The organism is Pauljensenia sp. C0170B5, from assembly GCF_056590195.1.
In genome coordinates this window covers 57,898-73,031 of record NZ_JBWPVR010000006.1, presented here as the reverse complement: position 1 = coordinate 73,031, position 15,134 = coordinate 57,898, and the positions used below count along the sequence as shown (strand labels likewise).

General features: G+C 57.2%; 14 protein-coding genes. 6 read left to right on the top strand and 8 right to left on the bottom strand.

What is annotated here, in order from left to right; all coding sequences use genetic code 11:
* Positions 1–518: 518 nt before the first annotated feature.
* Positions 519–1,349: a type 1 glutamine amidotransferase gene (locus AC1EJZ_RS08245; RefSeq protein ID WP_070725046.1), complete on the bottom strand. Its 831-nt coding sequence runs from the start codon at positions 1,347–1,349 to the stop codon at positions 519–521.
* A gap of 167 nt (positions 1,350–1,516) precedes the next feature.
* Here AC1EJZ_RS08245 and AC1EJZ_RS08240 point away from each other — a divergent pair, with 167 nt between their 5' ends.
* A complete protein-coding gene (locus AC1EJZ_RS08240; protein ID WP_070725048.1) occupies positions 1,517–2,701 on the top strand; it encodes a cobalamin-independent methionine synthase II family protein in 1,185 nt (394 codons plus the stop codon).
* A gap of 184 nt (positions 2,702–2,885) precedes the next feature.
* On the opposite strand, the gene AC1EJZ_RS08235 is transcribed toward AC1EJZ_RS08240, so the two are convergent.
* The 7 genes from AC1EJZ_RS08235 to AC1EJZ_RS08205 all read right to left on the bottom strand — a co-directional run bounded on the left by AC1EJZ_RS08235 (position 2,886) and on the right by AC1EJZ_RS08205 (position 8,146).
* Positions 2,886–4,190, bottom strand: coding sequence for an alpha/beta hydrolase-fold protein (locus AC1EJZ_RS08235; protein ID WP_480294537.1), 1,305 nt, complete (start codon positions 4,188–4,190; stop codon positions 2,886–2,888).
* A 105-nt stretch (positions 4,191–4,295) separates the two neighbouring features.
* Positions 4,296–4,685, bottom strand: a complete 390-nt coding sequence (locus tag AC1EJZ_RS08230) for a DUF2185 domain-containing protein (RefSeq protein ID WP_480294535.1) — start codon at positions 4,683–4,685, stop codon at positions 4,296–4,298.
* The gene (locus AC1EJZ_RS08225) at positions 4,685–5,563 is read right to left on the bottom strand and encodes a hypothetical protein (protein ID WP_480294534.1); all 879 of its coding nucleotides are present in this window, start codon (positions 5,561–5,563) and stop codon (positions 4,685–4,687) included. Before AC1EJZ_RS08225 ends, AC1EJZ_RS08230 begins: the two co-directional genes overlap by 1 nt.
* Positions 5,564–5,580: 17 nt before the next feature.
* Entirely contained in the window at positions 5,581–7,179 is a 1,599-nt protein-coding gene (locus AC1EJZ_RS08220) for an HNH/ENDO VII family nuclease (RefSeq protein ID WP_480294533.1), read from the bottom strand.
* Between the two features lie 3 nt (positions 7,180–7,182).
* Complete coding sequence (locus tag AC1EJZ_RS08215) at positions 7,183–7,518, bottom strand: hypothetical protein (RefSeq protein ID WP_058236276.1); 336 nt, start codon at positions 7,516–7,518, stop codon at positions 7,183–7,185.
* 11 nt (positions 7,519–7,529) lie between these two features.
* On the bottom strand, positions 7,530–7,829 hold the full coding sequence (locus AC1EJZ_RS08210; RefSeq protein WP_070725057.1) for a hypothetical protein: 300 nt from the start codon (positions 7,827–7,829) through the stop codon (positions 7,530–7,532).
* Positions 7,829–8,146, bottom strand: coding sequence for a hypothetical protein (locus AC1EJZ_RS08205; RefSeq protein ID WP_070725059.1), 318 nt, complete (start codon positions 8,144–8,146; stop codon positions 7,829–7,831). The genes AC1EJZ_RS08210 and AC1EJZ_RS08205 overlap by 1 nt, the downstream gene beginning before the upstream one ends.
* Positions 8,147–8,351: 205 nt before the next feature.
* Between AC1EJZ_RS08205 and ilvD the strand changes: the two genes are divergently transcribed.
* The 5 genes from ilvD (at position 8,352) to AC1EJZ_RS08180 (ending at position 15,122) form a co-directional block, all read left to right on the top strand.
* Positions 8,352–10,226, top strand: coding sequence for a dihydroxy-acid dehydratase (gene ilvD / locus AC1EJZ_RS08200; RefSeq protein WP_480294532.1), 1,875 nt, complete (start codon positions 8,352–8,354; stop codon positions 10,224–10,226).
* A gap of 538 nt (positions 10,227–10,764) precedes the next feature.
* Entirely contained in the window at positions 10,765–11,985 is a 1,221-nt protein-coding gene (locus AC1EJZ_RS08195; protein ID WP_227469055.1) for an ABC transporter substrate-binding protein, read from the top strand.
* 11 nt (positions 11,986–11,996) lie between these two features.
* Positions 11,997–12,923 (top strand): carbohydrate ABC transporter permease, encoded by a 927-nt coding sequence (locus AC1EJZ_RS08190; RefSeq protein ID WP_227469057.1) that lies wholly within the window; start codon positions 11,997–11,999, stop codon positions 12,921–12,923.
* Positions 12,913–13,764, top strand: coding sequence for a carbohydrate ABC transporter permease (locus tag AC1EJZ_RS08185; protein ID WP_058236281.1), 852 nt, complete (start codon positions 12,913–12,915; stop codon positions 13,762–13,764). Before AC1EJZ_RS08190 ends, AC1EJZ_RS08185 begins: the two co-directional genes overlap by 11 nt.
* A 14-nt stretch (positions 13,765–13,778) precedes the next feature.
* Complete coding sequence (locus tag AC1EJZ_RS08180; RefSeq protein ID WP_480294531.1) at positions 13,779–15,122, top strand: alpha-L-fucosidase; 1,344 nt, start codon at positions 13,779–13,781, stop codon at positions 15,120–15,122.
* Positions 15,123–15,134: the final 12 nt, after the last annotated feature.

The window sequence follows — 15,134 nt, the reverse complement described above, 5'->3', positions numbered from 1 at the left end:
CGTCCTGATATCTGCGTGCCTGCGCGCACGATGCCCTGGGTTTACCCCCTCGCGAGTGCACATTCCCCTAGATCTAGCCTCCACGGGTGCACATTCCCCTAGATTTTCGCTCCTTTTTGCACAATCCCCTAGATCTCACACCCGCCCATTTCACCGCGGTTGTGAACATGCAGGTCACCGGGCATTCTCATTTTCGAGGGTGGCCCCGCCCGCTGTTGATCTAGGGGTTCGTGCACACACAGCCCTCAGATCTAGGGGCTTGTGCACCACAGCGCTCTAGATCTAGGGGCTTGTGCACGATGGAGCCTAAAATCCAGGGCATCGTGCAGCACACAGACCATGATCCGATCACTGCTCCACCCCGCGACAAGACCACGACACAACCAGCCAGGCAAGAACCAACCCGCCGCAGCATTCCGCGGGGGCGCAGGGGTGACGGGTCGCAAGCAGGCGCCTCGCCATTCGGGAATTGAGGGCCGACGGGAATTGAGAGCTGTCGGCCGCTGAAAGACACGCGCTTACAGGCCGCTGACCAACCACTGTGCGAGGCGCCGACAGCCCGCGACGATATCGCGCTCATGCCTGTCAAAATCATCCAATATCTGGTTCGCATCGTCTTGACTGAGGCCACTGGTTGACAGGGACTGCTCCACCCACGCGCGATCCACTTCCGGGTGGAATTGCACGCCGAGGGCGTGCGACCCTACCGCGATCGCATGGATACACCGCTCAGAGCGTGCAAGGACGCGAGCCTGCGCAGGCAGCTCGTCAATCGCATCATTATGGTCAGCAAAGACAACGGGTATACGTGAAAGATCATCGACCAGACGGATCCACGGGCCACCCTCGTCCATCGCGTTACTGAGTTGGTCAGCTACCGCTGGCACCATGATGGCTGCACCTGTAGCCGAAGCGACCGGGGTCATCGGAACGGCGGCGTCAGACTCGAAGGGCGCCTCCCACTCGACAGGCACGATTCCCATCTCGTGGAACTGTGGATCTGAGCAGGCGACCGAGCCGCCGGCCGCTCGCGCGATCAGTTGGTGTCCCAAACAGATACCGAGCGTGCGCACTCCCTCGTTCATGCAACGCACCAGCAGAGTGCGGACATCAGGCAGCCACGGGGCGCGCTCGTCATCATAGGCGCTCATTCGCCCGCCGAGGACGACGATGGCATCAGGCGCGGGGAGGTCGGAACCGTCGGGCGGCAGGGCGCTGGAAACGTCCTCACCGTTCCACGGGCGCACCAGTTGTATCGAGGCTCCAAGGTCATCGAGCGCGGAGACGAGACGGCGCGCATCGACGTCTTCTTCATGTTCAATAATCGTGATCACAGGCACGGATGACACGTTAGCGCGACTTTAACGGCAACACCACAGGATAAGTGGTCTAGACGAAATGAGGAAGTGGCGCCCATCTGGTGGGATGCGCATCGATTAAACATCTGACGTTCTGTACCGTAAGGGGGTGCGCGTCAATCGGGAGGCGCACTGAACTCGTTAACGAGGAGATAAACATGACTATTCGTACAACGCACGTTGGCTCGCTTCCGCGGACCCCGGAACTGCTCCGGGCGAATGCAGAGCGTGAGCGAATGGGCGAGGAAGCGTTCATAGCGCTTCTGCAGGAAAGCGTGGACGAAGTCGTGACCCGCCAATACCAGACTGGATTGGATGTGGTCAACGACGGCGAGTACGGCCACATGATGACCCAGACAGTCGATTACGGTGCATGGTGGTTTTACTCCTTTACCCGCCTGGGCGGACTTGACCTGCGGACAGATCCCCAATTCAGCGTTGAGCCTGCGCCCTCCAGTGGCAAAGTCAAGCTGGCATCATTCGGTGAACGTCGCGACTGGCAGGCATTTTCCGACGCCTACTCAGATCCGGCTTCCGGCATTCACATCGCCACCGATCAGGGCCCCGAGGCGTTCCCCGTCATCACCGGTCCTCTGACCTACATCGGTGCAGATGCCGTCCGTCATGACGTCGAAGGCCTGACGCACGCACTGGACAAGAACGGGATCGACCGCGGCAACGGCTTCATTGCATCGGTCGCACCCGGGTCGGCTGCCCGCATCGGCAACGAGTACTACAGCACTGAAGAAGAAGTACTGGAAGCCTGCGCGCACGCCCTGCACGAGGAATACAAGGCGATCACTGATGCCGGCTTTATCGTGCAGATCGACGACCCCTCACTGGCCGAAGGCTGGGACCAGGTCAACCCTGCTCCCACCTACGAGGATTACCGTGAGTTCGTTCAGACTCGAGTCGATGCGCTCAACCTTGCGCTTGAAGGTATCCCGGAAGAGCAGGTGCGCCTGCACCTGTGCTGGGGCTCATGGCACGGACCTCACACTACGGACATCCCACTGCGCGAGATCGTTGATAACGTGCTGACGGCGAAGGCACGCTACTTCTCATTCGAGGCTGCCAACGCGCGCCACGAACATGAGTGGACCGTGTGGCAGGACGTGAAGCTGGCAGATGACAAGGTACTTGTGCCTGGTGTGGTCGGCCACTCCACAAACGTGGTCGAGCATCCCGAGCTGGTGGCCCAACGCATCCAGCGTTTTGTGGACATCGTGGGCTCTGATCGCGTGATTGCCTCGACGGACTGTGGTCTGGGTGGACGCATCTACCCGTCGATCGCATGGGCCAAGCTTGCCGCACTGGTCGAAGGGGCCCGCCTGGTGAAGTAACGCTGACTGGTCACCTCCACCGCTATTCACCGCGATAGGCGAGGTGGTGCCGCGCTGAATACCGGCGCTGCCACCGACGGTAATGGACGAGGGTGGCCTTATCACTGAGGGCGGGGAGTCTGAAAAAACAGGCTCCCCGCCCTTTGTGCAGTCACTTCATGTGCTGTGAGCGTGAGATCGTTTCCTACAGGTCTTTCTTGAATGCGACGTTGCGGATGAAGTCGTTGAGCTCTGCGCGCCAGATATCCCACGAATGGATGCCGGGCAGGTTGAACTCAGCGACGTCAACACCGATATTTCGCAAGGATTCGGCCCGTGCAGGGGATGATTCGGAGATGAAGAACAGGTGGTCCTGCAGGCCCGTTCCCACGTGGATGGTGCCACGCAACGCTGCAATGTTCTCACGTTCAGCGCAGGTAAATGTCGAGCTGAGTTTGCCTGCGCTCCACAGACCGTAATACTCGAATGTGCCCGGATACTTCGTCAGCAGCTCAATGGCGCGTGCACCGCCCAGTGACAGGCCGGCAAAGGCCCGGTCCTTGGCTTCAGTCGACACATTGAAGTGATCCTCCACAAATGGGATGACGTTTTCCACCATGTCGTGCCCATAGGAAGTTGACAGCACCAGGCTGTCAACGCCCAGGCCGTTGAAGTTTGTTGCCACGATGACGGAAGGCTCCGCTGCCCCCTCGTCAATGGCGTTTTCAAGGATGTAGGGTGCTGCCCCCTGAGTGAACCAGTCGGTGTCATTTCCGCCGAAACCGTGGCTGAGATACATCACGGGGTAAGGTTCTGCACGATCCGGATCATATCCGCGGGGTAGATAGATGGACAGCGGGTGCGAGCCTTTAGGCGCCAGCGAATAATGCGTGTCGTATGTTTCATGGACGAACGTCCCCATCTCATCGGCTGGGCGAGGCGCCTGATAGGCGTTGTCGTAGGTCGGATAATTGGGATTCTCCGGCACGAAGACCTGCGACAGGCTCTGAGATGAATACGCCGGCAGCTCTGCCGCCATCCCCGGGTTCGCAGGATCTGCGTGACGTTGGCACGAATCGACGGCGATCGGCGGGCACTCATGGGTGAATGAATAGCTGAAAGTACCTGAGGGAAGGGGCACCTTCAGTTCCCAGATACCATCATCGCCCTGATTCATCTCCAGAAGTTTCCATGGGGCATTGGGAACGTCCCCTGGCTGCCACAATGCGGGAATGCGGTGTTCTCCGCCTCCCAGAGTGGTGATGCGATCAGGTTGAGAAAAGAACCATTCACCATAGATCTGCACGGAATCGACATAGGCGGGCGCCTCGTAGCGGAACGTTACCTCGTACCCGGTTGGTCCCGTATCGGTACGGGTGACAGTGGGGCCGAGGGGAAGCTGCTCGTCCTGTTCAGCGGCAAATGATGAGCTGCCCGCTGCGATGAGCGAGAGTGCCAAAATTCCGGAAGCAAATAGTCGGTGTCGTGCGATGTGTCGTGTCGAGTCCACGATGTCTCCTCGAGTCGGCGGTTCTGCAGGCCATTCGGCAGCCGTGTTCCTATGTACGTGCCACAGTAACGAGGGTGAGTCGATGCGTCAATACGTGCAGGGGCTTTAGTCCTGGTGGATATCTTCTGGTGAATCACCGTCAGAGCTTGGCCCTATGACGACGTCGCCTGTTTCGTTGTCCATAAAACGCCGCCCCTTCTCATCAACCACCAGCTGCACGTCCGTGCCAACAGGCAGGTCGTACAGGCCCATCACCGCAGGCTCAATGCTGATTGCGTGATTGAACGAGATAACAGTGAAGTTCGAGGGATCAGCCAGGTACTCATCAGTGTCGATATGGGAGAAGAAACGCCACCCGTTGTCTTCGGGGCGGGCCGATTCCTCTCGCACGCACCACTTCAGACGACCTTCACCCGACAGGATCGAGTTCGTCACCAGGCAGGCGCCGGACTTGGGGATAAATTCGGGGATCTCGGGGGATTGCGTATCAGCCATCAGCTTGATGCTCCTTCAGATGTCTCGTAATCAAAAGGCCACGTGCCCGGAACGAGCCGATCAGTTGTCGTCTCCACAATGGTGGTGCCTACTGATCCTTTCACGATGCGAACGTCCGTGCCGCTCGGCAATGCAAGGACCGACATCACCACGGGGGTGCTGGCAACAATCGTACTCAGTGGGACGATCTCCGTTGCGACGTTTTTCGGTTGTCGCGCGTCGTCGCCCTCATGAATAAACAGCCAGCCCGAATCGTCGTCGGCCGACGGTTGTTCGCGAATACAGCGGGAAACAGGGCGTCCCTGACCATCAGCTCCCACCCGGCACGTGCCGAGGGAGTCGGCCGCAGGGCAGTAGCGTTCGCGGATGTAGGACTGGACACGTCGGGCGAGTGTGGCGCGGTACTCAATGCGGGCCAGAGCGTCGAGGGGGCAAGCGCGATAATGCGATGAGCTGGCGGTGAAGTCGAGCAGGTGCGGCGAAGAAAACCACAGGTCATAAAGGTCGGCAAGTTCGTCGTCCGTGAAAGGCAGATCGACGAGCCATGCGAAAGCGACCTCGTTGTTTGCGTTGCGGTGATTGATGTCGACGCCGCGATCAAGAAAAATGCGCGCCAATTTGAGGTCACGGTGCAGATCATGTTTTCTGGATGAGAGCAGGACATGCAGGGGCGAGTTCGCTTCCGAGCCTGCCGGGGTCAATGCGCAGTCACGCTCCAGGAGGAAATCAGCTATGTCGTAGCGATCGGGAATTTTAGTGTTGGCCAGAGCCGAAAAGATCAGCGCCTGACCGTCGAACGCCTCGCGTTCGTCGCCGTCAGTGAATTGCCCGAAGAACTCGTCGGCGGTTTTCAAGCGCGCTGTTAGAGAGATTTTCATACCCGCTCCCATGCAATCTACTCAGCTCGATGGCTCCTGTTTGATGATGGTAACTCAGGGCGATAGTTTGCAGGATCGTTATACCAGTCGCGGAATTCTTGTGGTGTCATCTCACCTTTCAAGTACAGCTCATGCATATCGGAGTACTTGTGTCCAGGCCGGTGTCCCATGTCCCAGACGCCCTTTCGGGGTTGTCCCGGCTCCCACTCCATGACCGTGTCCGTCAGGGGGTCACGCACCTTTCCGTCCACTGAATCCTCCACCGCATTTTGCCAGACTTGCTCTGGGACGCCTTTACGGAGGGAGGGGCGAGAATCCTGGTAGGGGAGATCTTCGACGACGGATACCGGCTCGATGTGGTCGGTTGATACGACGTCGTCAGCCACATTGAGGGCATCGTGGGTTGAATCAGCTGCCCGGGCGCCGTCAGCCAGATCATCGGCACCTCGGATTCCCCTTGAGGAATCCGACAGGTCATCTGCATGATCAAGCAGACGAGCAGTGCGTGATGCGTCGGAAATATCATCGGCCGCGTTGAGCGCTCGAGTACCGTCGCCAATATCGTCCAGCTTGCCCAGCGCCCGTGCACCGTCACCCGCACTATCCAGGCCGCGCAGAGCTCGTGCCCCGTCCTCGATATCGTCCAGGCTGTTCAGTGCATGTCCCGCAGTTGACGTGCCTTTGGTCAGAGCCGTACCGCTGCCGGCGGTGAGGAGCGCGATCGCGACGTCAGGCACGAGGTGTCCAACTGCACGGGCAGGATCGTCGGCCCACGTGTCCCAGTCCAGGACTCCCTTGCCGATTTGCTTGCCAAACTCCAGGGGATCCTTCTTCAGCGCGCTTAGCATCGCGGAGACGTCATTCAGAGGAAGCTGGAGCTTGGCAACCGCTTCGTCGGGTGTGAGGTCGCCGGTCGCCAGTTTCGTGAGGCTGTCCAGCATGAAACCTTGAGGGCCTGTGATGAGGTTGAGGAGGTCACCGACTGCCTCACCGGCGCCGACGAGGATGCCACCGACGAACGCCAGTCCACTTTCCAGCCAGTTGCGTTTTGCGGGTGCAAACTCGCAGGCGGAACGGATCGTCTGTGCGCATGCCTGCGCACATTCGTCCAGGCTGGCGACAGTCTGATTAAATGTATTAATCGCATCTTGGCGCATGGGTTCACCAGGGTCAACAAAGGGCGCAATTGTCACTGCGAAGGTGCCGAGCCCGTTGACTGCCTCCCAGGCAGCTTTCTCCTGCATTCCCCTGGCGACCTCAGCTTCATAAGCTGCGCGTGCCTGCTCGGTGACCCGGTTGCCTTCTTCGTAGAGCGCGCGGCATGCCGCAGCACTGTCCTGCGCATGAGTCAGGTTGTCCGCGTACGAATCCAACGCGCCAGCAGCTGAGGAGAATCCTCCACTTGCTTCCTGCCAGCGTTGTGGCTCCACGCTGAAACGCTCCCGGAATCGATCAGCTGCACGCCCTATCCACCCCTCGGTGGAAATCGAATCCAGCGCGCGGGCGATCTCTGAGTAATCGCTGCTGCGCGTACGTACAGTTGAGGCGCGTGATGAGATGGCTCCCGCGTTCCCTTCGATGGTGAAAACCGGTGCACCCTGATTCTCGACTCCCATGGCTTACTGCTTCCCTGCAAGCCCTGGCAGCTGGGCGGCTGCAGATGCGAGTTGTGACATCTCCTGCGCCGCTTTCGTGTCGTAATCAATGTAGTTCGAGGCGACCTTGCCCAAACGCCCTGCTACTTCCGTGATGTCGTCCGTCATGTTGTTGATGCCGCGTTCCCACCGTGACTGAAACTCATCAACTGCCGACCACATGATGTCATTGGCCAGATCAGCTTGGGTAGGAACGTAGTCGGAAATATCGTTGTCTTTTTTGAGCTGAACTGCTTCGCTCGTTTTCTGGGCGGCCGTAATGAGGGCTTCGATATCGACCTCAAAATCATGACTGGGCATGGGGGATGCTCCTAATCCAAAATTGCGACATTCTTCGTTTCAGTTTCATGGGCGAGGGTGCGGACGCGATCAACCGATGACGATGCGGCCTTCAGAACGTCACTGATGGTGCGGGCGTGGTCTGTCAGTTTGTCGAGGTGTTGGTCATGGGAGACGCGGGATTCGGAGCCTTCAACCCAATCGTGGACAGTTGAGAGCACATCTGCCGCCATTGCGCGGGAGTCTTGCGCAAAAGTGAGGGAAGCTGCTTTGCACGCCTGCTGCATAGCCTGGGCGGCATCATCGTGGAAAATTAAAGATGTGGTGCTCATTACGATCCTAGACGTGTGGAGATGCGCGGATTGAAGGTTCCAGTGGTGTGCGATTCAGTCGCCGCAGTCGTCTGGTCAACGGTGGTCAGCGCCTGCGCGTGCTTGCTGAGCGCTTCAGAAAGACTGGCAGCCGATTCCCCGATGGAATTGACTGCCGCCATAAAATCTTTCATTCCTGAGCCTGTGACGCGCGACGAATTGCACTGGATCGTGTTCGCGCAGTCAGCGAAAGCTGTGCGCGTAGTATCGAAACACTCGCTGACGATCCCGGCAGCGGCCGTTTGCTGGCCAAAAGTCATTCCCATTCCCTGGGACATAAGTCTCACCCCCTGACGAACGTAAAGGGTGAATCTATGTGAGACAAGACCCTCCTCTTTTCTGTGACTCAAGTCACTGCAAAAACCGACCTTGGTTACCTGACGGCAACGTGGTGGTCACCTCACTGTCCACGCTGTGGCCCTCCTGACGCACTGTCACCAAGAACTCTCTAGGCTAAGAACAACACCAGGAGGAGGGGTACTGATGGCTCGACAGCTTCGTTCAGCAACGTCGACTCAGGGACGCAACATGGCGGGCGCTCGCGCGCTGTGGCGCGCAACCGGAATGGGAGATTCTGACTTTGGCAAGCCGATCATTGCCGTCGTCAACTCCTTCACCCAGTTCGTTCCCGGCCACGTCCACCTCAAGGACATCGGCCAGCTGGTCGCTTCTGAGATTGAAAAATCCGGTGGCGTCGCCAAGGAATTCAACACGATCGCCGTTGATGATGGCATCGCTATGGGACACGGCGGCATGCTGTACTCCCTGCCGTCACGCGAAGTGATCGCGGATTCGGTCGAGTATATGGTGAACGCACACTGTGCCGATGCAATGGTGTGCATTTCCAACTGTGACAAGATCACGCCCGGCATGCTGATCGCAGCGATGCGCCTCAACATTCCGACGGTCTTTGTATCCGGCGGTCCGATGGAAGCAGGCAAGAACATTCCTGAAGACGCCATTGTCGGACCGTCGCACAGCGGTCACGGCAACCTCATCACCGTCATGAACGCAACTGCCAACGATGCAGTCTCTGACGATGAGCTTGGCCAGATCGAACGTCTCGCGTGCCCGACGTGCGGTTCGTGCTCGGGTATGTTCACTGCTAACTCGATGAACTCGCTGACTGAGGCACTCGGACTGTCCCTTCCCGGCAACGGCTCCACGCTGGCTACTCAGGTCGCGCGACGCGGATTGTTCGAGCGTGCCGGTCGCCTCGTCGTTGATTTGTGCCAGCGCTACTACAACGACGAGGACGACTCTGCTCTCCCGCGATCCATTGCGACGAGGGATGCATTCTGGAACGCCATGAGCCTGGACATGGCGATGGGCGGATCTTCCAATACTGTGCTGCACTTGCTGGCAACTGCCGTTGAAGCAAAGGTCAATTTCACATTGTCGGATATTGCTGAGCTGGGGCGCACCGTACCGTGTCTGTCAAAAGTTGCGCCGAACCACAACGACTACCACATGGAAGATGTCCACCGCGCCGGCGGCATCCCGGCCATCCTGGGCGAGCTGGATCGTGGGGGCTTCCTGCGTCACACGGTGCACGCCATTCACTCCCCGTCCCTGGAGCAATGGCTGGCAGATTGGGATGTTCGAGGCGGGCACGCCACTGATGAAGCAATCGCCCTGTGGCACGCAGCTCCCGGCAACGTGCGCACCACCGAACCGTTCTCAACGTCCAATCAGTGGACTGAACTGGATCTAGATACTGTGGAAGGCTGCATTCGCGATGTCGAGCATGCCTACACGGCCTCGGGTGGACTGACGGTGCTGACGGGCAACCTTGCTCCTGAGGGTGCCATCATTAAGGCCGCAGGTATCGATCCGTCCCTGTTCCACTTTGAAGGAACGGCGCGGGTCATGGAGTCGCAGGAAGAGGCGATCGAGAAGATCCTGGACAAGACGGTGCGAGCCGGTGACGTCGTGGTGATCCGTTATGAGGGGCCCTCAGGTGGGCCGGGAATGCAGGAGATGCTTTATCCCACCTCGTTTATCAAGGGGCGCGGTCTGGGCAAGGAATGTGCGCTGATAACCGATGGCCGTTTCTCCGGTGGCACGTCCGGCATCTCGGTGGGACATATCTCCCCCGAGGCTGCTGCTGGCGGCTTGATCGGCTTGGTTGAGGATGGTGACCGGATCATCATCGACGTCAACGAGGGAGTCCTGTCACTGGATGTGCCCGACGAGGAAATTGAGCGTCGCCGCGCCACGCAGGAACGCCGCGAGAATCCGTGGACGCCTGTCAATCGTGACCGTCAGGTCTCAGGCGCACTGAAGCTGTATGCCGCTACTGCGACCTCCGCATCGACGGGTGCGGCACGCGATATTTCCCTGATCAGACGCAAGTAATTCACGTACCTGCGAAGCGGGGGAGTGCTGTGCTGTGTTCTGCCCCGTCGAGAACGTTAATGTCACGTTTCTTCTCTCAAATGAAAGGAGAGCCGTGGCTTTTTCGTTATGGTTTTTATGTTTTTTTGTTTACTTTGAGATTCGTTTTTTTTCGAAACGTCGTCACAAGTGTCTGCCGGCACCAATCCTGACGCTTCATTTGAGAGGAAAAAATATCGTCTGAGCCTCCCAAAAGTTGCGACAAATCGCGCAGTTTTTCGAGAATGGTTTCCATTTGTCTCTTGCTAGAGGTACTGCACAGCAAGAGGTGGTGTGTTTGGATGTGTGGAAGCATCTGAGGGTCGGAGGCTTATGAAGTGACTGTGACCTGCATCAATGCGAGTTTTAGAGATGGTGATCTTTCTTTAGAATTTGGGTTTAACAGGGACAATCGTTTTCGGCTTGTGTTTGTTAGCTCATTGCTGATACCGTTACCGTTAACGGAAAGTTTCTTTTGCTTTTCGGATTGGTCGAAGATGACAGTGTTAACAAAGGAGTAATGATGAAGCGGATAGGCTCTGCAATCGGTGTGGCAGCATTGATCGGCGTGTTCGCCCTGACCGGGTGCGGTGGAGGGTCATCCTCCAACAGTGCGAATGCAATGTACACGTGGATCTCCAACGAATCTGACCGTGCACAGTGGCAGGCGTTCGTCGACGGTGTCAAAGAATCAGATCCCGAATTCAACCTCGAAATGGAAGGCCCGTCGTTCCAAGACTACTGGACAAAAGTCAAAACCCGAATGAGTGCTTCAGACGCACCATGCATTTTGACCACTCAGGCCGCACGCGCACAGGAGCTGAAGGAACTGCTCGCTCCCCTCGATGAGTTGGTCGCCAGCAATAACGTTGATATGAGCGCCTACAACGAAGCAATGCTCAAGGGACTTACCGTTGATGGGAAGCTTCGCGCGATTCCTTATGACGCAGCGCCGCTGATCCTGTACTACAACAAGGACCTGTTCGACCAGGCCGGTCTTGAACATCCAGGAAAGAACTACACGTGGGATCAGTTCGTTGCGGATGCAAAGGCATTGACGAATGGTGATGTCTATGGAGTGTCCATTCCGCCCATCTTCCAGACGCCAGCTTCGATTGTCTACGCCAATGGTGGGGCCGTCGTGGAAAACGGAGAGCTCAAGCTTACTGAGCAGACCACAGTCGATTCTATTCAGGACGTTTTTGACCTTGCCGCTAAACACAAAGTGATGAAAGCGCCGCTGGCTGCAGATGCTGAAGATATCCAACTACAGACCTTCCGTGCCGGCAAAGCTGCAATGATTATTGATGGCCCATGGGTTTATGACTCGCTCGTCAGCACCGAGGGACTGTCAGTAGGAATGGCAGTCGTTCCATCGCGCAGTGGAGAGTCGATTGGCATGGTGCAGGGATCAGGGTTCGGAATTTCTGAAAAATGCGCTGATAAAGAGACAGCCTTCCAGAACATCATGAAGATGACCACTCCGGATGTGATGCGCTATGTTGCTCGGTCGCACGGAAACGTTCCCGCCATTGACGCAGCCTTCGACGGTTGGGCAGAAGGCAAGGATCCGAACGATGTCGAGATCGTCAAGTACATGACCGAAAATGCCAAGACCTACGAAACAACGGAGAACTGGCAGCAACTTGAAGTCGAGTTCACACAAAACGTATCAAACGGCTACACCGGCGAGAAATCTGCACAGGAAATTCTCACTTCATTAGAGAACTCCATTAAGTAACGGGTAGATTCATGGCTACTCAACTCACAAAGACTCGGGTCCCTGCCAAGGTCCCGAAGGGAACATCACGGTGGGATCCAAAGGCGTTTCCGTATCTGGCGCCTGGAATGACGGGGTTCTTCCTCTTCATCGTTCTGCCTTTGGTGTTCTCGCTGATTATCTCGCTTTTTGACTGGCAGCTTTACGGTTCTCCCACCTTCGTTGGTGTCAGCAACTACGTGAATCTGCTCAATGGGTCAGATCCTGCATTCTTTCGGGTCCTGTTGAATACGGCGATCTTCGCCATTTTCTACACGACTCTTAACCTGATTGTCTCCACACTAGTGGCCGTATGGCTCCAGAGTGTGGGAGGCCGTCTGGCAGGTTTCTTCCGCGTCATCTTCTTTATTCCCGTTGTGACACCGATGGTGGCCAACGCACTGGTGTGGCGCCTGATGCTGGATGAACATGGGGTGGTGAACTCCTTCCTGGGGGTTCTCGGAATCTCCGGACCGGCATGGCTCGCGTCCGAAACCTGGGCAATGGTTGCACTTGTCATGATGTCGTTGTGGCAGGTCGTGGGATACAACATCGTGGTTCTCGGTGCGGGGCTGAACAACATCAACCCCTCGGTGCTGGAGGCCGCTCGCGTGGACGGTACGGGGCCTGTCCAACGCTTCACGAAAGTGATCTTCCCGCTACTGTCGCCGGCACTGTTTTTCTGTACTGTCATGACGCTCATCGGTGCGTTCAAGATTTTCGCTCAGCCATACATGCTGACTAAGGGCGGGCCTGGAAACTCAACCACAACGATTGTCCTTTACCTGTACAACCAGGGATTCAGCTACGACAAGTTGGGATACGCCTCAGCTATTGCCTGGGTCCTCTTCGTCATCGTCATGTTGATTACCGCTGTGCAGTTTGCGGGACAGAAAAAGTGGGTGAATTATGATCAGTGAGAAGCGCATGACTATCGGCAGGGTACGCATCAGCAGGATTGTTTCGATCATCTGTCTGTTTATCGTCGGTGCAATCTTTGTTTTCCCGTTTATCTGGATGTTCGCGAGCGCCCTCAAACCTACTGCTGAAATATTCAGCTCTGGAGGATCGCTGTTCGGCTCACGAATCGCATGGGAGAACTTTTCGCTGGTCTTCACGGCAGTGCCATTCCTGCGGATTATTCTGAACACCTTCTTTGTTGCAGGTATTGGTGCTCTGATCGCATGCACAGTATCGGTGCTGTCCGCTTACGCGTTTTCACGCATCGAATTCAAAGGTCGCTTTCAGTTGTTCGCCGCATACCTAGCGACGCTGGTACTGCCTATGGAGGTTCTGGTTATCCCTCTGTATATTGGTGCCAATCAGCTGGGATTAGTCGATACTTACGTGGCGCTGATTATGCCGTTCGCATTCGGAGCGTTCGGAACCTTCATGCTGCGTCAGTTTCTCCTCTCCCTTCCTCGTGACTACGAGGAAGCTGCGAGGATCGACGGAGCCGGACAACTGCGAATCCTCGTGTCGGTGATTGTGCCGCTGTTGAGGGGTCCACTGTCAATTGTGGCCGCTTTCGCATTCATTGACTACTGGAACAACTTCCTGTGGCCATTGATCGTCATCAACAGTTCGGACAAGGCCACGATCCCACTGGGCCTCCAGATGTTCAGCGGCGAACGCGGAACGGACTGGGGTGCGCTCATGGCGGCGGCCAGTGTGTCGGTGCTCGCATCGCTGGTGATCGTCATCGTGATGCAAAAGCAGCTGGCACGCGGAATTAACTTGGGCGGCTTCGGCGGCCGATAGGAGAGATACTCATAATGTCAGGAAAGGACAACATGGACTGGTCAGATCTGGAGCGGCCCACACCGCAGTGGTTCAAGAACGCCAAGCTTGGCATTTTCGTTCACTGGGGGGTGTATTCACTTCCCGCATGGGCGGAGCCCACGGCAGAACTGGGAACTGTCGAGGATCCACTGGAGTGGTTCACCCACAATCCCTACGCGGAGTGGTACTACAACACGATCCGTATCCCCGGCTCGCCTGCAGCTGAACACCACAGGAAGGAGTGGGGCGGCTGTGACTATGACGACCTGCTGGATCAGTGGCACATGGACTCTTTTGACGCCTCCGAACTAATGGAGCTGTTCAAGGAATCAGGCGCTGACTACGTCGTACTGACGACCAAACATCACGACGGCATCACCTTATGGGACGCTGTGGGGACAGGAGACCGCAACACGGTTAAGCGCGGACCGCACCAGGATCTGGTCGGAGCCTACGCTGACGCTGCACGCAAGGCCGGATTGCGATTCGGCACATACTATTCCGGTGGCCTTGACTGGCATGTGCGACCATTCCCGCCTCATACGACACACGAATCAGTCAACGAAGGGGATCGTCCTCGTGATGAGGAATACGCCAAGTACGCGGCCGCGCATATTGATGAGCTGGTTGAGCGCTACCATCCGGACGTGCTGTGGAACGACATCAACTATCCCGATGCGGCAAAGAACACGACCGAACCATACGGACTTGGTCAGCTTTTTGCCCGCTACTACGAAGCCTGCCCTGAAGGCGTCGTCAATGACAGGTGGAAGGTGCCGCACTGCGACTATGTCACCAGCGAGTATCAGATGAACCTTGACAATGAGGACCTGGGTATCTGGGAAAACTGCCGCGGACTCGGATTGTCATTCGGTTACAACCAGGTTGAAGGCCCTGAAAACGGACCGCATCCGCGTACCTTGCTGCACACGATCGTTGACGCAGCAGTGCGTGACGGACGAATCCTGCTTGGCGTTGGCCCCAAGGCGGACGGAACCATTCCCGAGTGGCAGGCAGATTCACTGCGGGCGATCGGCCGATGGATGCAGGTTGCACATCCGATACTGGCTGGAATTGACCATCGTGGATCGGCGACTGCGTCCGCGTCTGATGGTGCATGGGCAGAAGTGGGATCAGACGGAACCACCGAGTTCCTCTTCGCTGCTCCGGAAGATCCGACAGTGGACAGCGCCGAATTCGATGTCGAGCTGACTGACGCTTCAGTCGCAACGGCTGTCCCGGTCCAGGGAGTACGCGTGGATCAGGACGGCACATGCCTGCACATTTCGTGCGAGGCGGGCTGGGCAGGGCCGGCGATTATTGAATTGAGCAAGTAGCGCCTACCGCTC